This window comes from Streptomyces sp. NBC_00876, assembly GCF_045207435.1.
Taxonomy (GTDB): domain Bacteria; phylum Actinomycetota; class Actinomycetes; order Streptomycetales; family Streptomycetaceae; genus Streptomyces.
Map to the genome: position 1 here is coordinate 936,676 of NZ_CP108800.1, position 22,216 is coordinate 958,891.

Annotated in this window: 17 protein-coding genes; 16 read left to right on the top strand and 1 reads right to left on the bottom strand. The window is 69.2% G+C overall.

The window, feature by feature from the left end; genetic code table 11:
* The first annotated feature begins 294 nt into the window (after positions 1-294).
* The 3 genes from OG782_RS04000 (at position 295) to OG782_RS04010 (ending at position 4,146) form a co-directional block, all read left to right on the top strand.
* A complete protein-coding gene (locus OG782_RS04000) occupies positions 295-1,548 on the top strand; it encodes a glycosyltransferase family 4 protein (protein ID WP_406458830.1) in 1,254 nt (417 codons plus the stop codon).
* Complete coding sequence (locus OG782_RS04005) at positions 1,545-2,426, top strand: hypothetical protein (RefSeq protein WP_406448000.1); 882 nt, start codon at positions 1,545-1,547, stop codon at positions 2,424-2,426. Before OG782_RS04000 ends, OG782_RS04005 begins: the two co-directional genes overlap by 4 nt.
* A 208-nt stretch (positions 2,427-2,634) precedes the next feature.
* Entirely contained in the window at positions 2,635-4,146 is a 1,512-nt protein-coding gene (locus tag OG782_RS04010; RefSeq protein ID WP_406448001.1) for a DUF4246 domain-containing protein, read from the top strand.
* Between the two features lie 144 nt (positions 4,147-4,290).
* On the opposite strand, the gene OG782_RS04015 is transcribed toward OG782_RS04010, so the two are convergent.
* The gene (locus OG782_RS04015; protein WP_406458832.1) at positions 4,291-9,597 is read right to left on the bottom strand and encodes a sacsin N-terminal ATP-binding-like domain-containing protein; all 5,307 of its coding nucleotides are present in this window, start codon (positions 9,595-9,597) and stop codon (positions 4,291-4,293) included.
* A gap of 397 nt (positions 9,598-9,994) precedes the next feature.
* Here OG782_RS04015 and OG782_RS04020 point away from each other — a divergent pair, with 397 nt between their 5' ends.
* The 13 genes from OG782_RS04020 to OG782_RS04080 all read left to right on the top strand — a co-directional run bounded on the left by OG782_RS04020 (position 9,995) and on the right by OG782_RS04080 (position 22,204).
* Positions 9,995-11,284 carry a helix-turn-helix domain-containing protein gene (locus OG782_RS04020; RefSeq protein WP_406448002.1) on the top strand — a complete coding sequence of 430 codons (1,290 nt, stop codon included), beginning with the start codon at positions 9,995-9,997 and terminating at the stop codon, positions 11,282-11,284.
* 14 nt (positions 11,285-11,298) lie between these two features.
* The gene (locus OG782_RS04025; RefSeq protein ID WP_406448003.1) at positions 11,299-12,054 is read left to right on the top strand and encodes a toll/interleukin-1 receptor domain-containing protein; all 756 of its coding nucleotides are present in this window, start codon (positions 11,299-11,301) and stop codon (positions 12,052-12,054) included.
* Complete coding sequence (locus OG782_RS04030) at positions 12,051-14,054, top strand: hypothetical protein (RefSeq protein ID WP_406448004.1); 2,004 nt, start codon at positions 12,051-12,053, stop codon at positions 14,052-14,054. The genes OG782_RS04025 and OG782_RS04030 overlap by 4 nt, the downstream gene beginning before the upstream one ends.
* Positions 14,051-15,130 (top strand): hypothetical protein, encoded by a 1,080-nt coding sequence (locus tag OG782_RS04035; RefSeq protein WP_406448005.1) that lies wholly within the window; start codon positions 14,051-14,053, stop codon positions 15,128-15,130. The genes OG782_RS04030 and OG782_RS04035 overlap by 4 nt, the downstream gene beginning before the upstream one ends.
* A 16-nt stretch (positions 15,131-15,146) precedes the next feature.
* A complete protein-coding gene (locus OG782_RS04040) occupies positions 15,147-15,593 on the top strand; it encodes a hypothetical protein (protein WP_406448006.1) in 447 nt (148 codons plus the stop codon).
* A gap of 241 nt (positions 15,594-15,834) precedes the next feature.
* Positions 15,835-16,380, top strand: coding sequence for a hypothetical protein (locus OG782_RS04045; protein WP_406448007.1), 546 nt, complete (start codon positions 15,835-15,837; stop codon positions 16,378-16,380).
* A gap of 192 nt (positions 16,381-16,572) precedes the next feature.
* Positions 16,573-16,983, top strand: a complete 411-nt coding sequence (locus OG782_RS04050; protein ID WP_406448008.1) for an FKBP-type peptidyl-prolyl cis-trans isomerase — start codon at positions 16,573-16,575, stop codon at positions 16,981-16,983.
* Between the two features lie 133 nt (positions 16,984-17,116).
* Positions 17,117-17,806 (top strand): HD domain-containing protein, encoded by a 690-nt coding sequence (locus OG782_RS04055; protein ID WP_406448009.1) that lies wholly within the window; start codon positions 17,117-17,119, stop codon positions 17,804-17,806.
* Between the two features lie 179 nt (positions 17,807-17,985).
* Positions 17,986-18,069: a putative leader peptide gene (locus OG782_RS04060; protein ID WP_311307964.1), complete on the top strand. Its 84-nt coding sequence runs from the start codon at positions 17,986-17,988 to the stop codon at positions 18,067-18,069.
* 219 nt (positions 18,070-18,288) lie between these two features.
* Entirely contained in the window at positions 18,289-19,182 is an 894-nt protein-coding gene (locus OG782_RS04065) for an ABC transporter permease (protein WP_406448010.1), read from the top strand.
* Complete coding sequence (locus OG782_RS04070; RefSeq protein ID WP_406448011.1) at positions 19,155-19,934, top strand: ABC transporter ATP-binding protein; 780 nt, start codon at positions 19,155-19,157, stop codon at positions 19,932-19,934. Before OG782_RS04065 ends, OG782_RS04070 begins: the two co-directional genes overlap by 28 nt.
* Before the next feature lie 36 nt (positions 19,935-19,970).
* Positions 19,971-20,999 (top strand): ABC transporter substrate-binding protein, encoded by a 1,029-nt coding sequence (locus OG782_RS04075; protein WP_406448012.1) that lies wholly within the window; start codon positions 19,971-19,973, stop codon positions 20,997-20,999.
* The gene (locus tag OG782_RS04080; RefSeq protein ID WP_406448013.1) at positions 20,996-22,204 is read left to right on the top strand and encodes an LLM class flavin-dependent oxidoreductase; all 1,209 of its coding nucleotides are present in this window, start codon (positions 20,996-20,998) and stop codon (positions 22,202-22,204) included. The genes OG782_RS04075 and OG782_RS04080 overlap by 4 nt, the downstream gene beginning before the upstream one ends.
* Positions 22,205-22,216: the final 12 nt, after the last annotated feature.

Below are 22,216 nucleotides of genomic sequence, written 5' to 3' on the forward strand. Positions count from 1 at the left end.
GGAAGGCGCCCCGTCACATGGAGGCGCTCTCCCTCAGTCATTGCACGGTGCCATGGAAGTCACTCCCGCCCGCCGCGAGGAAACGATCAGTCATCACCTGTACGAGTTGAGTTGAGGCGGCAGTTGGAGGCGCAAGGGGCATGGACAGACGTGGACGCCAGGCGTCGGGGCTGAGGTGAGAGCCCCGGCCGGTGGGTCCGGTGATGGGCCGGCCGGTAGGTCACGGCAGGGGATCTTTTCTCGCCGAGGGGTTACGCAGGCAACCTTCCGCAGGTGATGACCGTCATGTACGGCATGAAAATCTCATTTCTTATTCACAACGCATATGGGATAGGAGGGACGATCACCACCACGTTCAACTTAGCCCGAGCGCTGGCCGATCGGCACGGTGTGGAGATCATCTCGGCGCTCCGGAACCGGGAGCGGCCCAGCCTCGCACTCGACCCGCGCGTGCGGCTGCGGCCCCTGGTGGATGTGCGGCACGAGAAGAACGACCCGCGGCATCTGACTCCGGCGAAGATCTTTCCCTCGTCCGAGTACCGCTACCGGGAGTACAGCGCGCTCACCGATGAGCGCATCGGCGAGGCGCTGGCGACACTCGACGCCGACGTCGTCGTGGGTACCCGCCCCGGCCTCAATGTCCACCTGGCCCTCCAGGCCCCCGCGCGGACGGTGCGGGTCGGACAGGAGCACCTCACGCTCGACCACCACCCGCCGCGGCTGCGCCAGGCGTTGCGCCGGGTATATCCGCGCCTGGACGCGATCACCCCCGTCACGGAGGCCGACACCGCCGCCTACCGGCGCAAGATGCGGCTGCCGGGTGTACGTGTGCAGGCGCTGCCCAACAGTGTCCCGGCCCCGGCCCTCCCACCGGCGGACGGCAGCGAGCGCGTCGTGGTTGCCGCCGGGCGGCTGGCACCGGTGAAGCGGTTCGACCTGCTGATCGAGGCCTTCGCCGCGGTCGCCGCCGAGTATCCCGACTGGACGTTGCGCATTTACGGCAGGGGCGAGGAGAAGGAGCGGCTGCGCGGGCTCATCGACCGGCTCGGGCTGTACAACAACGTCTTCCTGATGGGCGCGGTGACCCCGATGGAAGCCGAGTGGGTCAAGGGCTCGATCGGTGCGGCGACGTCCGGTTTCGAGCCCTTCGGCATGACCATCGTCGAGGCGATGCGCTGCGGGCTTCCTGTCGTGAGCACCGACTGTGCGTACGGACCCGGCGAGATCATCACCCCCGGTGAGGACGGGCGGCTGGTTCCCGTCGGCGACCGGGACGCGCTGGCCGGCGCCCTGCTGGACCTCGTGAGGGACGACGAACTGCGCCGGCGCATGGGGCGCACCGCGCTGGAGAACTCCCGGCGTTACGCCCCCACTCCCGTCGTGGCCCAGGCCGAGCAGCTGTTTGAGGAACTGCTGGCGGCCCGGAGCGACGGCCGAGCGGCTCGCGGAACGGACCACGCCCTGGTGAGCAGCGGCTACGCGGCCAGGGACACCTTGCTCGTCGCGGCCGGCAGTGTCGCGAGGGTCGTACGGAAGGCACGGCGATGAGTGGCAGTGACGGCGATGGCGATGGCGATGGCGATGGCGTGAATGGACCGGTGGAGAAGCCCCGCGGGGAGGTGACCGCGCAGGAGGGAGGGCGGCTGCTCGTACGAGTCCGGCTGCCGCTGCCCGTCTCGGCGCGTCCCCGGTTGCTGCTTCAGCTGCGCCCGAAGAAGGGGAAGCCGGAGGGGACCGGCCGCTACGTCGACCTGGAGCCCGTGGGCCAGGATCAGTGGCGGGCCGTACTGGAGGCGGCCCCGGCTCTTGAGGAGGGCCGCTGGGACGCCTACGTCGTGGGCGCGCCGGGCGAGGAGCGCACACCGCTGCTGCCCGGCCTGCGTGATCTGCGCGCGCTGGTGTCCGGCGGGGGCCACGGCCGGGCCACGCCGCCGGCGGTCCGGATCCCGTACGCCACGAAGGACGGCCGGCTCGCCGTACGGGCCTGGCGGCGCGCCACGCATGCGGAGGCCGGCCGGATCGTCCTCACGGATGACTCGATGACCGTGACGGCGCGGCTGCTCGGCGCCCGGCTGGGGGAAGGCGCGGCGGTGTCGCTGACCCGACGGGGGCAGGACTCCGCCGTACGCCGGATCGCACTCCGGGTCGAGGGGGACCAGGACTTCTCGTTCACCGTCGACTACGAGGAACTCGTGGCGGAGGGCGGAGGGCCGGGCGCCGGGGAGGCACCGGTGATCTGGGACGTGTACGTCCGCCCGGCCGCCGGCGCGCCGCGGATCCGGGTGGCCCGGCTGCTGGACGACATCGCGGACCGCAAGACGGTCTTCGTCTACCCGGCCGCCACGCTCGGCGGGGTATCGGCCCGTCCGTACTACACACTCGACAACGACCTCTCTGTGGAAGTCGCACCGCGGCGCGCACGGTGAACGCCGGTGCGCCTGCGTCACGTACGCGGGCTCCGGATGACGTACGACATGTGCTGCGCGTTTCCGCACGCTCCGGAACCTGTGCGTTTCCAGCCCGATTGACCGAAGGATCGCCTGCCTGCCGCCTCACTCGGCCGGCTCGGCAGCGGTGTCAGTGTGCTGAAGTACCCTTTCCGCCACCGCACATCGACTCGGAGGACCAAGAGAATTGACTGCCCTGTCCGCTTTCCCGCTGCCCTTTCATGTCGCCCGTTCCATATCGTTCGCAACACCCCGGACGCTGCGGGAACTTCAGATGACGCAGTGCAGCTCACACCTTCGGGCGAAGCCTGGGTGGTTCGACAAGATGAACGATGCCGGCATCGTCGCCAGATGGACGCAGGAAGCGGTCGGCCAGGGGCTCACCGAGGCGCAGGTTCGATACGTGCTCGCGGAACTCGTGCATTACGCGAAGCTGCGGGACGAGCGGACCGGCATCGAGGTGTCCGCCGTCGACGGGGTGTGGCAGTCGGACACGCTGGTCGACGACAGGCTCAGATCCCGGCTGAGCAAGGCGGTTCGGGTTCTGGAACAGGTCCCCGAGGCGGAGCAGGACTGGCATCCCGGATCCGACGGCCAGGTGGTGGATCTGGTTCATCCCTCACTGTTCTGTCTGGTGAGAGAGGTGAGCGGTGCGCCCGAGCGGGCTTGGCAGAACCCGCAGGCGGCCCGCTACTCGAAGTACGAGTTCTCGGAGAGATTCCAGTGGCTGCCCACGGACATCGACGTCAGTTCCGAGGGCGATGTCACGTTCCGTTCGTACGTCAATAACGTCCACCCCGAGACTCATCACGAACTGGCCTCCGTCCTGCCGGACTTGTTCGCGCGCCTGCGCCCTCTGTTCGAGAACGTGCTCACCGATCTGCGCCATCCGCGGCCCCTGCGGATCGAGGCCGATCCTTATGGATGGTACGAATCGGAGCCGGAGACTCCGAACAGATCCTCCTACGGTGGTGACGCGGCCTACACAGAGGCCCTCGATGCCTGGGAGGTGGCCCAGGAGGACTGGTGGGAGAACCGCCGCCCGGTCATCCCGGACGCCCCGGCCTTCGCCCCGCCCGAGCTGCCCGCTGGATCCGCCCGAGTCGATCTGCGCGGCCGCCGTCTCCAGGTCATCGTCAAGCTCGCCACCATTCATCTCACCCCGGACGAGCCGGAGTACCCCGGCGGTTCCTGGCATGTCGAGGGGATGCTGAACGAGCGGATCGTATCGACCGGCATCTACTACTGGGACAGCGAGAACATCACCGAGAGCCGGCTGGGCTTCCGGGCGGCACTCGACGACCCGCACTACGAACAGAACGACGACAAAGGTCTGCGTGAGGTGTACGGCCTGGAGGACGAGGACGCACTGAACCAGGCGCTGGGATCGGCATCGACCCCAGCGGGCCGCTGCCTGGCGTTCCCGAACATCCTGCAACACCGCGTCGGATCGTTCCGCCTCGCGGACCCCACCCGTCCGGGATATCGCAAGATTCTCGCGTTCTTCCTGGTCGACCCGTCGGAGAAGATCGTTTCGACATCCGACGTGCCACCGCAACAACCATGGTCGGACACCTCGACCATGACGCTTGAACAGGCCAAGAACTACCGCGAGGAACTCATGCAGGAACGCAAGTTCTTCGTCGCCGAGCACAACGAGCAGCTCTACGAACGAGAGTTCTCCCTCTGCGAGCACTGAACCCCGTTGAGGTCTGTCGGGGGCAGTACTCGGCGCCCAGCGGCATGCCGCTGGAAAGCAGCGGGGACGGAGAGCGGCGGCCAGAACGCCGCCGCGCACCGCCGGACGGGCCGCGGTCATCGGCGAGACGTAGCGGCCCGTTCGCTACCCCCTCCCCAAGGGCGAGCACTGATACCGCACTCCCCGGCTGACCATCCTGAAGCGGTCGCGGCCCTGGACCGAGAACGGGTTCGGCAGGTCGAAGACGCGGCGGTCCTCCGGGACAAGGGCCGAGGTGATCAGGAGGATGCGGAAGCGGTTGTCCCGGGCGTGGCGGCGGGCCGCGTCCACCTCGGACTGTCCGAGCTCGAACTCCACCCGCCCGACGCACGGTTCGCTCAGCGCCTTCACCTCGTACCGTCGGGTGGTGTCACGCCATGCCACCTCGAAGTCGTATCCCAGGCTGTCGGACGCCTCACCGTCTCCGTTGACCACGGCCGCGTAGCCCGAGGTCCAGCGCACGTGAGGGTAGTGGCGCTGAAGCCATGCACGCGCGGCCACCTCACCGACCAGGCCGACGGCTGACCGCTGGTCGTCGTTGGCCTGGTTCACATTCGCGACGACGATGCGCGGCTTGGTGCCACCGGCACCTCCGGGCCGCGGCCGGGGCACACCGGACACGGTGTCCAGGCGCGCCCTGCCCGACTGAGTGAGGAACGCCTCACCGATGGTCCTCGAAGCAATGTCCGCGATGGTGGAGAGCTGGTCGCGCCCGACCCTGACCTCGGCCTCTCCGATGGTGATGGTGCGCGGAGCGACATCGACGGAGCCGCCGGCAATCCGGGACCGCGCCGTCTGGGCGAAATCGTTGTCGGTGAGACCCAGTGCCGCGGCATCCGCGGCACGCGGCATTCCGGCGGGCCACCCCAGCGCGTGTGCGACCGCGTCGAGCAGTTGTTCCTGGCTCAACGCCAGCAGGTCGCTCAGCCCGGTGCCGTCGACATGGCTCTTGCACTCCAGCAATGCCGCCCCGTGCCACCCGGCGGGCACCTGAACGCCGTGGCGGCGGCACCATGCGGCCACCAGGGGAACCAGGGTCGGCACGAGCGCGTCGAGCGTGGCGGCGTTGCGTACACGCAGCCGGTCGACGGGCTCGAGCTCGGTGGACCGTTCGAGGTCGTCCTCGGCTCCTTGCGCACGGAGCCACTCCCGCACCCTGCCGTACATCGCCTCCTCGGGCGGGGTGATGAACCGGGGAAGCCAGTCCGGGTCCGGTTGCAGGTCGTGAAATCCGCGGACCACGGCGTAACGGGAGATGTCCTCGCCCCGCTGCGCGACCATGGCGTACCGCTCGCGAAGCCGGTCGAGGATCATCCCGGAACGGGCGCGCACGAAGTCTCCGAAGGCCTGTTCATGGCGATCGGGGTAGTACTCCGGAGGGTGGCCGAGAGAGACGAGTGCGGCGTTGAACCGCTGGAAGTCGAGCCTCAGTTCGTCCCGGAGCTCGGCGGGCCTCGTACAGGAGCGGGCCAGAGCCACCAGATCCGTCGGCGAGCGCGGCAGATCAGGCGCGAGCCGGTCGATGATCTCGACGAGCTCACGCTCGCCGGCCGCGCGGTCGAGGATGTGGGCGGCCTCCTCGTTCCAGGTGTCGGCGACGAGACACACCAGTACCGGGCGGAGCAGTCTCAATGTGTCCTGCACATCGCCGGTGAGGTTGCGCCTGAACTCGGTGACCTTGGCCTCGGTCGTGTCCAGCGCCGCCGCAAGGACGCTGTCGTCGATGAGCGCGGGGCTGCGGCCGTCGAAGCTCCGCTCGAGTTTGACCAGGACCAGTTCCAGCGCGTCCTGCAACCACGGCCTGCCCAGCAGCTGTGCAACGGCGGGCGTCGCCGCCTGTAGCTCGTCCCAGCCCTCGTCGCTCCTCCAGACGACCACCGTGGGGTGCTCGTCATCCGGCAATGGCAGTGCGCGTGTCGACGACGGCGGTTCGGCCGGTGTCCCGGAGACGGTGATCTCCACATCGTCGGCGTGCACGACGCGGAGTGCACGGAGCCGTTCGAGCGCGGCACGGACGCCGCGCTCGCTGCGGCGCACGAACGCCCCGGACTTGAGTTCCATGACGAGCGCGACCACGGTGAACAGCCACTCCCGTCCCCTGGTGAACACCGCCGTCTGTCCCGACGGCATGATGGGGGCGCCGTCGCGATGACGTACCTGTACATGGGTCGCCGACGTGCGCTGCGCGCTCAGCCCGTTCGCCTCGGCGAGGCGGACGACGGCGTCACCGGACTCCGCCGGTACGACGAGGACGGGATGCCCGGCCGGCTCGATGAGCGCTTCCTTCAAGGGGTCCGCCTCGTCGCAGACGATGACCGGGGTTCCGTCGGCCGCCGGCGTGAAGGTGCCGAGCTCATGTGTGCGGCTCACCACGAGACGGACGTCCTCACCCGGCGCCCATGGCCACCGGCCCGTCCGGGCAATGTTCGACCACGCCCGCTCGTAGTGCCGTTTGAACGAGACGCTGAGGTACTCGGGCACCTCACCCTTGTCGAGCACGTCAGCGAGCTGTTTCACCGCCGCCCCGGCATGCTGCGGATCGTCCCACCGGCGGAGCCCCAGCCGGAGCATCCGCTCGGCGACGCCTCTGTCGCCGAGCAGGCGCCGGGTAGAGAGAGGCAACGCGGGTACGAAGACGGGCAGTTCACCGTCGGTGCTGAACCAGGCCCGACGAGGCTCGACGAAGGACGGACCCACCGGGTCCTCCACGGGGAGCCAGTCCAGGCTTCGAAGGTAGGAGGCCAGCGGAGTGGGCCAGACGTGCGCGTCCTTGAAGGGGTAGGTGGGCCTGTGCACCGTGACGGCGAGAACGTCCTCGCCCCAGGTGCGGAGCCCGTGCATCAGCAGCTCGGCGAACTCGCGTCGGGCGGCGGCGCCGAGCCCGGCGACCTCGGTCGCTCCCGCCAGGTACGCCGGCGCCTTCGTGAACTCGTACGGCGTGTACGGATGTGCGAACTTGGTCCACCCGCTCCTGACATCGGCCGACCAGGCGTCGGCGAGAGCGTCCTCCAGCCCGAGGCGCACGGCGAGGCCCGCGGGCCGCAGTTCGTACCCTTGACAGGCCCCCAGGCGTTCCCCGACGGCTCCCGGTCTCAGCCCGTCGCCTACGCCGAGGGCCTCCAGGAACTCGGCGTAGGCCACCCGGTCCCGGACCGGCGCGGGCCAGTCGTCGGGTCCGCTGATCCACTGGTCCTGCTGTGCGGCCAGGGCCGGGATCCGGGATCCGCCCTCGGCGAGGAACCGCTCCAGCCGCCGCGCCCCCTCGGTGCCCCAGGCGGGTGAGAAGGAACAGCGTGCGGCGCTGCTCCACCGGCCGGCGTCGGCCAGCGGCAGCCGGAAGGGAATCCGGGCCAGCCGCCGGCGCTGGGCCTGGGTCAGCAGGGGGTACTGCCGGAAGGTGAAGGTGAGGGCGTCGCGGCCCAGCGCCTCCGAGGCATGGTCGGTGAGGAGATCCTCCAACGCGTCGAAGACCCGGTCCAGTTGGTAGGGGCGCACAAGCGCGTTGCGCTCGAGGAATCCGCGTCCGGCCGTGTCCCAGGCAATCGCCGGGTGGGTGAAGGAGATACGGCGCCGGAGTGCCTTGAGGTCGCCCGGGACCCGGGTGACGGCGTCGCCGTCCGCGATGTCGTCGGGCTCGGGGTGGAAGAAGACGGTCGCGTCCTGCCTGCCGGACCCGGCCCGGCTGCCGAGGGCACTTCTCAGCCGCATGTCCTGGGTGAGGATGATGCGCCGGCCCCGCAACACGCCCTGGTCCCTGGCGAATGCCTGGGACAGGTCACTGTAGAAGTCCGCCCACACCTGTCCTGCTGGTTCCGTCCCGCCGAGCAGTGCCTGGGCCACGGTCTCGGCCCACTCGGCGGTCAGGAGCGCCGGCGGTCGGAAGGACCTGGACAGGACTGCTCTGCACAGCTTGTCCAGACGCGTGTGGCGGACCGGGCCGACGGACGGGGCCAGCAGGTCGGCTCCGGCCCTCGTGAATGCCTCCGTGGTGAGGACGCGCCAGGAACGCTTGCCGTCGTTCCATCCGTAGGAGTCCTGCAGCGAACCCCACGCCTCCCGGCCGTGCAGGGGGACGATCGGCTCGGCGGCGAGCTTCCCGTCCAGGGCGGCGTCCAGCCGTTCCGGGGCGTCCCAGCACATGAGGTCGAGCACTAGGTCCGCGGCGCGCGGATGCGGGGTCTCCGCGCGGATGCGCCTGCCCAGTTCAAGTGTCAGCGCGGCGAGTTGGTCAAGGAGGTACGCGTTCAGAGCGACGGCCTCACTGATGTCGAGGCGGGCCAGTTTGGTGAAGAACGGGGCATGAGCATGACCGGGGAATGGAGCGTGGACGCCTTCGGCCATCGGCAGGAAGGTGTACATGCGTCCGTGTGCGAGCGGTGCGTCGAGGCGCAGCGCGACCGCCACCCATGCCTCGGCATCCCAGTTCTCCCAGGCGGCGTCGATCTCGCGCGCCCGGACACTGCGGCGAACCGCTTCGTTCAGGTCCTCGGGATCGAGTGTCCGACGCGCCAGCAGGTAGCGGCCCGCCCCGGCGAGATCAATCTCCCGTACCCATTCGTTCTCGCCTGCGGTGACCAGGTCCGATGTGAGCTCGGTACGTGTGAGGGCTTGCCGGAAGGCGGTATCGGAGCCGTCGCGCACCTCGACGAGGAGTTCGGCCACTCGGTCGAGGAAGAGCAGAAGCGGGGCCTCGCCCGCCACCATGCTCTCCGCCTGCGCCACCGCGAGTCCCCAGGCGTGCCGGTCGCGCAGCGGGAGCCGGACGACCGTGGAATACCCGTCCTCAGCCAGTTCCTTGAGCACGGGATCAGTGACATCGGCCGGTACCGGCAGTGCCAGCGGCGAGATGTCCTCGATCACCCGGGTCGCGAGTGCCGGATCGTCCACCAGGGTGCGCACGTCCTCGGGCCTGGTGAAGCGGAAGCAGTATCCGTCGAAGCCGGGAGAGGACGGCGAGGACTTCGAGTAGATCTCGGGCCAGTCCGTCAGTTGCAGAACGCTGCGGAATCCGAGGCCCTTGTTGCCGATCCCCTCGCCCGCCGCCTTGCTCGACAGGGCCAGCTCCGTGATGGCGCGGAAGTTCTCCTCGGCGAACGCCGCGCCTTCGTTGGCGACGTACAGGACCCCGCCGCTCTCCTGGGAGACCGCCAGGACGGCGATTCTTCCCGGTTCGGCGCTGCCGAGTGCGTCGTGGCCGTTCTGCACGAGTTCGAGGATCGTGCGGCCCTCGTACTCCTGGGCGGTGTCCTCGCTGACGGACTTCAGGCTTTCGGCGAACCGCCAGCTCTCGCCGGCATCCCTGTAGATCTCGATGCGCCGCCGGGTCAGAGCGAGAACGGCCGCCCGGAATCCGTCACCCTCTGCGGCACTCCATGTGGACGTGATGGCTGTTCCCCCCTCGTTCGCGCACAGCCTTGGGTCGGTGAGCCGGCCAGGAGCCGGGGCCCGACCATTTCATCCAACCGGACAGAGGCCGTGATTTCCGGTGATTCCCTTTATGACGTAGCACATGGGCACAACAGGCCATGTCTACGGCTCATTTGATATCCGGTGCAGGCATCGCGACTGGATCCCTCGGGTGAGGTCTGCCCTTCCTGGATGTGGCTCTCCGACTGCCCGATGAAGGGGCGCACGTGCCGCACACTGCGCCCCCGAAAATGAGAACGGCCCCCGATTCACGGGAGTAGCGCCCCTCACCTGCGGAGAAGGAAACGGGAAACAGCACCGATCACCTTGTCCGTCCGGCCGGGACTGCCGCACGCTTTCCCTGCGAACGCCTGCGCCCGGACGGACGGTTCTGGAGGTTCCCGTGCCACAGCCGTCCACCGGGTTCGGCGAGGAGCTGAGGAAGCGTCGCCTGGACGCCGGACTCAGCCTCACCGCGCTGTCTGCCGCCGTGCACTACAGCAAGGCGCAGCTGAGCAAGGTCGAACGAGGCATCAAGGCACCCAGCCGCGATCTCGTCCGACTGTGCGACGCCGCCCTCCGGGCCGACGGAGCACTTGTCGCCCGGGCCACCGGACCCGCTGCCGAAACGCCGCCCTTACAGACGGCTGACGGAATCAATGAGGAGGAATGGACCATGCAGTTGTCACCGGACGGCCCGAGCTGGTTCCAGCCCGTCGGACGGCGACAGGCCGTGGGGGCCGGCGCCGCCTCGTTGATGAGACTGCCCATGGGCTCCCCCGGCCCGGTCGCCCCGTCCGCGGGCGCCGGCATGCTGGAGGCATCCCGCTCCCTGTTCACGCATTACCGGCGTCTGGGGCAGAGCGTCGAGCCCGGGTTCCTGCTTCCCGGCCTGATCGCCCAGACCCACACGCTGCGGGAACTGTCGGCGCACACCGACGCCGGCACCCGCAGGGACCTGCTGGCGCTCGGCTCCCGGTACGCCGAATACGTGGGCTGGCTGATGCAGGAGACGGGGGACGAGCGTGCTGCACTGTGGTGGACGCAGCGCGCGGTGGATCTGGCGTCGGCCGGAGGCGACCGCACACTGGGCGGCTACGCGCTGGTCCGCAGGGCCCTGATCACGCTGTACCAGGACGACGCGGCGCAGACGGTCGCCCTGGCGCAGCGGGCCCAGAGCGGCACACTGCCTCCGCGTATCCGGGGACTGGCGGCGCAACGTGAGGCTCAGGGGCATGCGCTGGCAGGCGACCGCGACGCCTGCAGGCGCGCTCTGGACCGCGCCCGCACGCTCCTTGCCCGCCAGGACGGCGCCGACAGCCCGGTGATCGGCAGCATGCACCTGCCCGACTCGGTCGGCATGGTGACCGGCTGGTGCCTGGTCGACCTCGGCCGCCCGCGGGAGGCCGCCGAGGAACTGGACCGGCAGCTCGCCCTGGTCTCCCGGGACGCGGTCCGCACCCAGGTGCGGTACGGCGTACGCCGGGCTTTGGCCTATGCGTCGGACGGCGAGATCGACCACGCCTGTGCCCTGACGGCGCCGCTTCTCGACGGCGTGGCCGCGATCCGGTCCGCAACCGTCACGATCGACCTCCGGCGCCTCGCCCGCCTCCTGGCCCGCCATCCGAATCATGATGCCGTACGCCGACTTGCTCCGCGGCTCGGCACCTTGACGCGCCCTCCCACTTCCTGACGAGAGGCTTCGAAATGACCGACGTATTCATCAACTACCGCACAGGGGACGGCGAGAAGACCGCCGCCCTGATCGACCAGGAGTTGTCGCGTCGCTTCGGCAGCGACCGGATCTTCCGCGCATCGAAGTCCATCGCCCCCGGCCGGGCCTATCCCGATGAACTGCTGACCGGTCTGCGTCGCAGCGCGGTTCTCCTGGCTGTCATCGGCCCTGACTGGACCAACTTCCAGAACCGGCTGCGCGATCCGAAGGACTGGGTTCGTAAGGAGATCATGGAGGCGTTCGCCTGTGAGCTTCCCGTCATCCCCGTACTGGACGGCAGAAAGACCGACCGGCTGAACGCTGGAGATCTGCCTGACGAGCTGGCCCGGCTCGCCGACATCCAGTCCGTCCCCTTCAGTACACAGGACGTGGAGACGGGACTGAAACGTCTCGGTGACGTGGTGGCCGACATGGTCCCCGGCCTGCGCGACCTGGACCGGGACACCGCCTCGTCGCTCGCACCGGACTCCGTGACCAACTCGATCGGGGACGTGAGCGGAACCGCGGTGCAGAGCCGTGACTTCACCGGAGACGTCGGCGGCACCGTGATCAAGGGATCCACCGGGCCCGTCCACACAGGTCAGGGCGACATCTACCAGAACTCCCGCCATGAGTCGGGCGGCCGGCACTTCTCCGGCAGCGGGATGACGTACTTCGAGGGCAACCACCAGGGCGACATCCGGCACCGGTTCGGTGAATCCGACGGGCAGGAGGACGACGGCCGGTGAGCGAACTCAATGGCACAACGTGGGTGACAGGCACGACCGGGCCACAGCACAACGGCAACGGGGACATCAACGTCACCGTCCTCGCCGACCAGCAGGCCATGGGCAGACCCTCTTTCACACGCTTCGCGGACGACCAGCTCGCGTGGCTGCGGCGCGTGCTGGTCGCCCCGCCCGGCATGGGAAACGCTCGTTCCCAGCTGGCCGACACCGGCACCGTGATCCTGGACGGCGAACCCGGCAGCGGCCGGTCGTGCGCGGCCCGAGTGCTCCTGCGCGAACACCACAAGGACATGGGCACCTTCCGGGAACTCCTGCCGGACGAGGCCGGCGAGCTTCCCCTCGCCGACCCGGAATTGGTCGGAGCAGGCGACCGGCTGCTGTTGGACCTGTCAGCTGCCGACACTGTCCGGTGGGCCGCCTGCCGAGCCGACCTCTCCGCCCTCCGCAAGGCCGTACACGAGGAGCGCGCGCATCTCGTGGTCGTCATGCCGCATGGCGGAACCCTCGAATCCGATCTTCAGCAATACAGAGTCGAGATCCTGCAGCCGCGCCGTGAGTGGGTCCTGCGACGGCACCTGCGTACGCATGGCCTACCGCCCGAGCAGTATCTCCGCCCCGACCCCACGGTCACGGAGTTCCTGTACGAGCGGCGGCCGCTGCGCGAAGTCGCGGACTTCGCCGACCTGGTACGGCGGGCGCGCGAGGCTGCCGCATCGGGCGATGAGTTCACGCAGTGGTGCGCAACTGCCAGGAAGGCGCAGGCCGACCGGCGGGAGGAGGTCGCCGCCCTCGTCGCCAGGCTGGGTGACAGTTCTCAGCGGGCACTGCTGATCAGCGTGGCCATGCTCCACGGCGCTCACGCCGATGTCGTCCACCGCGCCGCTCAGCTCCTCTTGCACACCGTCGGTTCGCCACCCGACGACCTCCCGCTGCTCCAGCGCAAAGATCTCGCCGAGCGCCTGGCGGAGATCTCCGCCGGTGCCGGACCGGACGGTCGCGTGTGGTTCAGGGACCTGGACTACGACTCGGCGGTCCGAACCCACTTCTGGGACCACATGCCCGATCTGCGTCAGCATCTCGGCGCATGGACCGCGCGCAGCGTGGCCCTGAACAGCCCCCATGTCACCCAGGAGCTGCGCGACGGCCTCGTGGCGAAGCTGGCAGGGGAGTATCTGCGGACCGGTCGCGCGGAAGGACTGGCGTCGCTGGCCGAGGACTGGGGCTCGACGGCCACGAGCAGGGCCGGGCTGGAGGCCGCCGTCCAGGCGCTCACCTGCGGTCTCGGCGATCCCGAACACGCAGGGGCCTTGCGTGGCTGGATCTACCAGTCGTGCGCCAACAAGCACCTCAAGGGAGAGTATGCCCGGGTCCTGGTCCAGGTCTGTGCCGATGTCATCGCAGCCGGCCACCCCGACCAGGCCATGCTCCGGCTGTACTACCTGGCGCGCCGCGAGCACGGCACCGCAGGCGCGCTGCAAGCGCTGAGTGACCTGGTGGAGTCGAGCCACCGACTGCGCCGTAGATTGCTCCACCGCCTGGCACGCTCCGAGCCCTCACAGGCCGACCTCGGCATCTTCCTGCGGGTCGGCGTCGCCGAGGCGCTGACCGACCCGTATGACAACGGGCGCGCGCTGGCGGAGGAGAGGAGAGTGCGGTCCTCCGTGATCACCTGCTGGAGTGCCGTACTCAACAGACTGCCGCGGCCGACCTGGCAACCGTACGCGGAACGCTGGCTCCACACGTCGGTTGATGCCGGAACCAGAGGCGACATGCTGCTCGACCTCCTCGTCGGCGCCGCCGACCGGTGCGAGGGCCGGCGCGGTGCGGCCTTCGCCGCGCTGTACGCGAGCGCCCGCGACGCCGAACGCACCGCGCCCGGCGGATCCTTACGCGCGGCACTCACCACCGACCTGCTGCTTCAGAAGATCTGCTCAGCTCAAGGCCTCAGCCGACCGATCACGCCGCCGCAGGCGGCATCACCCAGGGGGACCGCGCGGTGACCACCGGATGCAAGTCGACCACCGTCTTCCTCACCGTCCTGTGCGGTCTGGTGCTGACCATCCTGGGCGTGACACAACAGTGGCCCATGTGGGCGTGGGCGATCCTTTCGGTGCTCCTCTTCGCAGCCCCTGCCACGGCCTTCAGAGCCGCCGCGCTGCGCCGCGGCTCCGTTTCGGTCGCCTTCGAGGAACACCTCACCGCTGCTCCCATCGAGCGAACCGAACACCACGTCAGCCGTGTGGCACTGCCCAGCCAATGGACCGACTACGACTTCCTGATCTCCGCGACCGTTCGCTGGGACGCCCTCAACGCGTCCGGTCACGGCCGTGTGCTGAACCCGGCGGGCCTCGCCGTCGAAGCCGTACTCGACCGTGCCCGAGCAATCACCGAGCAGCGGGAGCCGGGCCGGGTTTCACTCGTCCAGCACGAGCTGAGCGGTGTGCTCAGCTCGCTGCTTCCCGACAGCACGGGGCAGCTCCATGCGATGGCCGAGGATGTGCGGCTCACCCTGCACGAGCACGACCAGGAGCGTCTGGACAGCCTCGCCGGTGTACGCAAGGACCAAGCGGTCTGGGAGCACCAGCGCAAGTACGAGCAGAGCAAGCGCAAGTACCTGGGCGAAGACGTCCTCAAGAACACAGGCAGCGCCGTGGTCTGGTGGCTCGCCAAGAATGACGAACAGGTGGAGAGGACAGTGGAGGATCTCGGCCTGCTCGCCCGGCTCACCTCCGCGGCCAATGACACCGACGTCCCCGAGCGGTTGCGGGACCTCATCCCTCAGCCGCGTGAGGACCAGGACGGCAAGCAGAACCCGGAATGGCACGCGGCCGCCTTCGAGCGGGCGCCCACGGCCGCAGACCACCTCGCTGACGCGCTGAACGCCTTGGGCCTCGAGGACGGGGACACCCAACGGAGGCTGCTGGCCAAGCAGATCGCGGACGCCATCAGGGACCAGGATCAGCATGAGACGGCTGACGACCTGGTGCACCGCTTCGACCCGCCGGCGGGCTTCACCCCGGACGGAGAGCCGCCGGACAGCACCACCGGCGTAACCCGGCCGCCGGCCGGGATCTGACCCTCAGGGAGGAATGATGGAATCCGAGTTCGCTGCTCTCGCCGCGTCGGGAGCCACCACATTGGTCTCACTCATGGTCACCGACTCCTGGGTACAGGCGCGTGCTGTCGTCGGACGGCTCTTCTCTCGTACCGGTCCAGGTGGCCCCACAGCCGCGGACCTGGATGCCGACCGGGCCAGACTGACAGCCGGGGACGCTGACGACGCGCAAGCCACCCGCGAGGTCAAGGATCGATGGCGCGCCGATCTGTACCGGCTGCTCCGGACGGACTCCGTCACGGCCGACGACTTGCATGAGGTGCTGTCCGCTCTCCAGCAGCTGGTCAGCACGGCCCAGGCCCGTCCGGAACCCGTACACAACGCCGTCAACGGCGGAGTTCAGCACGGCCCGGTGATCCAGTCAGGACGGATCACCGGGCTCACCTTCCATGTCCACGGCCCCGGCCTCCCCGTGCAGGACTGATCGACGAAGTGGCCGCATACTGCCAGGGAATCTCCGGCTCAGGTCACTCGGTGCCACACAGGGTGGGTCGTACGGCAGTGGGACAACGTATCGCTTCCATTGCTGCCGGCTCAGGGCGCCGGGGCTCCCGGCGCAGATGCGGCTGATGGCGGACTCGACCTTCAGGTCCCAGAGCGTGGCCACGCCGTCGTCGGTGGTGGCGGCCAGGGTGTGACCGTCCGGGCTGAACGCCACCGACCACATGCTGCCGCCGGGCACCGTCGGGGGACTGCCCCTGCGGGCCAACCCGGTGATCCGCGCGCACGCCGCGCGACGCGCGGCCCAGGGACATGCGCGCCGTGGCGACGCGGGGGCCTGCCGGGGGGGGGCGCTGGAGCGGGTCAGGAGCCACGCCGCCGAGGTCACCGGCGACCGGACCCCTCACTGGGGCCCGCGCATCGAGAACGGCAACCCCCGGCTCATCGAGGCGTCCTGCATGCTCGGCCTCAGTCGCTTCGAGCCGGCCGCCGACCTCTTCGCCGCCGAGCGCCTGCACGGCTCGGCCGTCCCGGCGGACAGCAACTCCCAGGCCCGCTTCGCGGTCCGGCAGGCGACAGCCCTGGCAGGTGCCGGCCGCCTCGACGAGGCGTGTCAGATCGTCGAGGCCACGCTGCCCGTGATCAAGCGCATCGACTCGGCCACCGTCGGCGCGGAGCTGGGCCGTTTCGTGGAACAGGCCCGGACACGGAGAGCAGGCCCGGGCCAACTCACCCTCATCGACGCATCGGCCGCCCTCGCGACCGGCTGACAGGCGCCTTTCGGCTGTCCACGTTGTTGTCGATCCCGATGTCGTCGCCTTTGATCACCCGGGAGACCTCGACACCGGTGGCATGGCCTCGGAGCATGGGCATTGCCGGTAGCGTGATCGCCTGCCGCATGGAATGGCCATGTGTCCGACCGGCCCGTGCGGGGAATTCCGGTGGCGAGCGATGGGACTGTGATGAGCGAACCGACAAAGCCCAGAATCGAGGTTCCGGAGGGCGACGCGCCCACCGAGCTGACGATCCGGGACCTCGTGGTGGGGGACGGCCCCGAGGCTCAGCCGGGCAGGGTCGTCCAGGTTCACTATGCAGGGGTCACGTTCGCGTCCGGAAGGGAGTTCGACTCCTCCTGGGAGCGGGACCAGCCGTTCAAGTTCGCCGTGGGCGGCGGCAGGGTCATCAAGGGCTGGGACCGGGGAGTGAGGGGAATGAAGGTCGGTGGCCGGCGCGAGATCATCGTTCCCCCGCGTCTCGGTTACGGCAAGCAGTCACCCTCTCCGTTGATCCCGGCAGGCTCGACACTGATCTTCGTCGTTGACCTGCTCACGGTCGTGGGCGGGCCCGCAGGAACGAGGCCCACCGCCGCGTAAGGACACCTGCGCTGATCGTCGGAAACCTCCTCAACCCGCGGTGCGGGACGCCGGCCGTCAAGGGCGCGCCCCGTCCCGGATTCCGCCACGCCGTGCACGATCTGACCGCGGCCCGGACCCACACCATTTGCCCATGAGGGTGAACCCCGTCGACAATTCCCCGATGGCCGGAATACAGCAGGACCTTGGAAGAATCAGAGGTGGAGTAGCCTTGGCGACGCGCATATTCGACTCATGGCACGACTGGAACACCGGAATTCAGGAACTGCCTCTCCTCGCCCCTTCGGTCTCACTGAAGCGTCTTGGCGCGGCCGTGGAGTTCGCCCGGCGATTCCACGGGAACCAGCGGCGGCCCGCCGGAGAGCCGTATATGGAGCATCTCCTCGAGGTTCTGGAGATCCTGGTTCTGGGTGCCGGTATCCATGATGAGGATGTACTGGTCTCTGCGATTCTCCACGATGTGGTGGAGGACACCGACTGCACGATCGACGAGGTCCGGGAGGAGTTCGGTCCCCGCGTGGCCGGTCTGGTGGCTTGGGTGACCAAGCCGGAACCCGCGCCCGGGGAGGATCCGGGGGAGGTCCGCCTCCGGTACCTCCGGAGCATACGGTCCGCCCCGGGAGAGGTCGTTTCGCTCAAACTGGCCGATCGCTACAGCAATGTACAGAGACTGAGTACACACCCGCGGCCCGAGAAGCAGCGCAGCTACTACAGCGAAACGTGCGAAAGCATTGTCCCACTCTCTGCCGGGATTCCATGGTTCGAAGAGGCATTCCGTTCCTGGCGGAACTCCCATCAGTACCTGGAGAGCCCGGCCGTCTGACGCATGCGCATCAAGGTGGCAGCGGCGCGGCCGGGCCGCTGCCTGAACTTGTCATTCAGCCTCACGCTTTCATGAGGCGGATGGCATGGGACCGTCCTCTCGCCCGCGGAGCGGGATCGCGCGTCCACGTGCCGAGACACCGTTGACCGCTTCCACGCGGCATCGCTACGTTCATCGCCATGTTCCGTTCAGCCCTGCTCACCTCGCGCGGTCACATCGACCTGCTGCGGGTGGCTTCCGCCGCGTGTTGTCGCGGCTGCTGACGTTCTCTCAGCACATCTGCCGTCAGTGATCCCGGGCGCACCGTCCGTCCGTTCCTGACCGCGAACGCATTCCGTCGCGCCCGTCCGGCCGCGTCCCGGTGTGTTCCGCCCCCGTCGGCCTGTTGCGGTGCTCCAACGGCTCCCGCAAGGCGACAGGGCCGTTGTGCGCCCGGTGTGAGCCATGCCCTCCCCTGCCCTTGAATCGCTCGTGGAGCTCTCATGACCGTCGACCACGCTCTCGCACCACCCGATATATCCCTCAAATCCGGTTCGCCGGTCCCTTCCTCCCCGCCTCGCCTCCTGGAACTGGAGCCCGTCACACCGCAGGCCGTCCGCGGGGCGCGGCTGCGGAACGTGCCCCGGTGGCTGCGGCGCACCGTTGGGCCGCTGCTGCTCCTGGCCCTGTGGCAGGTGCTCAGCGCCACCGGCGTGCTGCACCCCGATGTGCTGGCCTCTCCCGGCACCATCGCCCGTGCCGGGTCGGATCTGATCGCCGACGGGACCCTGCCGTCCGCCATGGGTGTCTCCCTTCAGCGCGTTGCCGCCGGTCTGCTGCTGGGGGGTGTCACCGGGACCGCGCTCGCGCTCGTCTCCGGGCTCTCCCGGCTGGGTGAGGATCTGATCGACGCGAGCGTCCAGATGCTGCGGACCGTTCCCTGGGTCGGGCTGATTCCCCTGTTCATCATCTGGCTGGGGATCGGCGAGGCCCCGAAGGTGGCGCTGATCGCGCTCGGCGTGGCCTTTCATCTCTATCTCAACGTGTACGCGGGCATTCGCAGTGTTGATCCCCAACTGATCGAAGCGGGTGAGTCGTTGGGGCTCGGGCGGTGGGGTCTGGTGCGGCATGTGGTGCTGCCGGGAGCGCTGCCCGGGGCCATGACGGGGCTGCGCTACTCGCTGGCGACCGCCTGGCTGGCGCTGGTGTTCGGCGAGTCCGTCAACGCCGACGCCGGAATCGGCTTCCTGATGAACCAGGCCAGGGAGTTCTTCCGTACCGATGTGATCGTCGTCTGCCTGGTCGTCTACGCCTTCCTCGGCCTCGCCGCCGATGTCATCGTCCGCATTCTCGAAAGGCTGCTGCTGCAATGGCGACCGACCTTCACGGGCCAGTGAGCGCCCTCTCGCCCGCCTCGGACGCGACGCCGCAGGATGCGGTGCGCGTCGAGGGACTGACTCGTTCCTTCGATGGAAGGGCCGTCGTCGACGGGCTCGATCTCACTTTGCGCGCAGGGGAGTTCACCGCTTTGCTCGGGCGCAGCGGGTGCGGGAAGTCGACCTTGCTGCGGGTGCTCGCCGGCCTCGACCGGGAGATCCGGGGAACGGTACTGGTACCCAGAAGGCGGGCGGTCGCCTTCCAGGCGCCGCGGCTGATGCCGTGGAAGCGGGTCTGGCGCAATGTGCTGCTCGGGCTTCCAGGGAAGCCCGAACGAGCCGTGGCGGAACGGGCATTGGCCGAGGTGGGACTCGCAGCAAGGTCGGGGGCCTGGCCCAGGACGCTTTCGGGGGGTGAGGCACAGCGCGCCTCGCTGGCCCGGGCGCTGGTGCGTGAGCCCGATCTGCTGCTGCTCGACGAGCCGTTCGGCGCCCTCGACGCCCTGACCAGGATCAGGGCTCAGCAACTGGTCGCCGAACTCTGGCAGCGCCGCGGCTGCGCGGTCCTGCTCGTCACGCACGATGTGGACGAGGCCCTGCTGCTCGCCGACCGTGCGCTGGTGATGCGGGACGGCGCCATCGCGTACGAGACACCTGTCGCCCTGGACCGCCCCCGCAGTCCCGGCACCCCCGAGTTCGCGGCGCTGCGTACGCGGCTGCTCTCGGAGCTCGGGGTGGAGACCACCGGTCCCGCGCCCGCAGAAGCCGTCTGAAACCTCACTCCCGCGCGACCGAAGAGAGACACCACCATGAATCGCCGTACCCTGCCTGCCCTCTTGCTGCCGCTCGCCCTGTTGCTCAGTGCCTGCGGGGGTGCCACCTCCGCCTCCACCGCTAGCAGCACGGACGGAAAGGGCAGCGTCACGCTCGACATCGGTGACCAGAAGGGGGGTTACGAAGCCATCCTGCGGGCCTCCGGTGAGCTCGACGATCTCGACTACCGCATCAAATGGTCCACCTTCACCTCCGGGCCGCCCCTTCTGGAGGCGGTCAATGCGGGGGCCGTGGACATCGGCGGGGTCGGCAATACCCCACCGGTGTTCGCGGCGGGCGCCGGCTCCAGGATCGTGGTGGTGGGCGCCACACACGGTTCCTCGGCCGGCGAGGCCATCGTCGTTCCCAGGGATTCGCCGTTGCGGGGCCCGGCCCAGCTCAAGGGCAGGTCGATCGCCGTCGCTCAGGGCAGCTCGGCACACTTCCAGCTGATCCGCTCGCTGAAGAAGGCGGGGCTCGGCCTGTCGGACGTGAAGCTGAACTATCTCCAGCCGGCCGATGCGCTGGCCGCGTTCAGCCGGGGCAAGGTCGATGCCTGGGCGATCTGGGATCCGTACACCTCGCAGGTGCTGCGCGGCGGCAAGGCGCGGGTGCTGACCACCGGTGAGGGGATCGTCAACGGCCTCGGGTTCCAGGTCGCCTCCCCCGCCTCGCTCAAGGACTCCGGGAAGTCGAAGGCCATCGGCGATCTGCTGGTACGGCTGGAGCGGGCGCAGGCCTGGGTGTTCAAGCACCCCGAGGCGTGGGCGAAGGTCTGGGCGAAGGAGACCGGGCTGCCCTACGAGGTGGCGCTGGACGCGGTGAAGCGCAGTTACGGAACCCGGGTTCCCGTCGCCGTCGATCCGGCCGCGATCGCGTCCGAGCAGGAGATCGCGGACACCTTCGCCGATCTGAAGCTCATTCCGCACCGCTTCACCTTCAAGGACTACGTCGACACCCGCTTCAACCGCGATCTCCCCGCGTCCTCGACCACTCCCCGCTCGTACGGAAAGGCCTCCTCATGAATGTCCATCTGCACTGGTTCCTGCCCACGGGCGGCGACGGGCGCACGCTCGTCGACCGTCATGCGTACACCGACGGCGGGATCAAGCGGGACCGGATCACGCCGGTCAGCGGGGTGCGCGCACCCGACATCGAGTATCTTGCGCAGATCGCGAAGGCCGCGGAGCAGCTCGGGTTCGAGGCGGTCCTGACGCCGACCGGGACATGGTGCGAGGACGCCTGGCTGACGACGGTGGCGCTGGCCCAGCACACCGAGCGGCTGAAGTTCCTGGTGGCGTTCCGTCCCGGGGTCATCTCGCCGGTGCTCGCCGCGCAGATGGCGGCGACCTACCAGCGCATCACCCGGGGCCGGCTGCTGCTCAACGTGGTGACGGGCGGTGACTCGACCGAGCAGCGGCGGTTCGGGGACCATCTGGACCATGACCGGCGCTACGCGAGGACGGCGGAGTTCCTGTCGGTGGTGCGGGGAGCCTGGAGCGGGCAGCCGTTCGACTTCGACGGTGAGCACTACCAGGTGGAGGGCGGGCTGACCGCGCTGCCGCCGGACCCGCTGCCCGAGGTGTTCTTCGGCGGTTCCTCGGCTGCGGCGGGGCCGGTCGCGGCCGCTCATGCCGATGTCTATCTGACCTGGGGCGAGCCGCCCGCGGATGTGAAGAAGAAGATCGACTGGATCCGGGGTCTGGCCGAGGAGCGGGGGCGCACGGTCCGCTTCGGGATCCGGCTGCACACCATCTCGCGCGACTCCTCGCGCGAGGCGTGGGCCACGGCCGACCGGCTGCTCGGCGACCTCGACGCCGACACGATCGCCGCCGCTCAGCAGGCCCTGGGCCGGAGCGAGTCGGTGGGGCAGCAGCGGATGCTGGCGCTGCACGGCGGTTCCCGCGACAAGCTGGAGATCGCGCCGAATCTGTGGGCCGGCGTCGGTCTGGTGCGTGGCGGTGCGGGCACCGCGCTGGTCGGCAGCCACAAGGAGGTCGCGGACCGGATCGAGGAGTACCACTCCCTGGGTGTGGAGCACTTCGTGCTCTCCGGATACCCGCATCTGGAGGAGGCGTACTGGTTCGGCGAGGGCGTCACTCCTGAGCTGGCCTCCCGGGGGCTGCTGTCGGCCGTCCCGGCATCCCCGTTGCCGGGGGTGCCGGCGGTGAACGGCCGGCCGGCCTCCGCGCCGGGCGGCGCGCCGCTGCTGTTCGCCGGGGGACGCTGAGCTCCCCGGGAG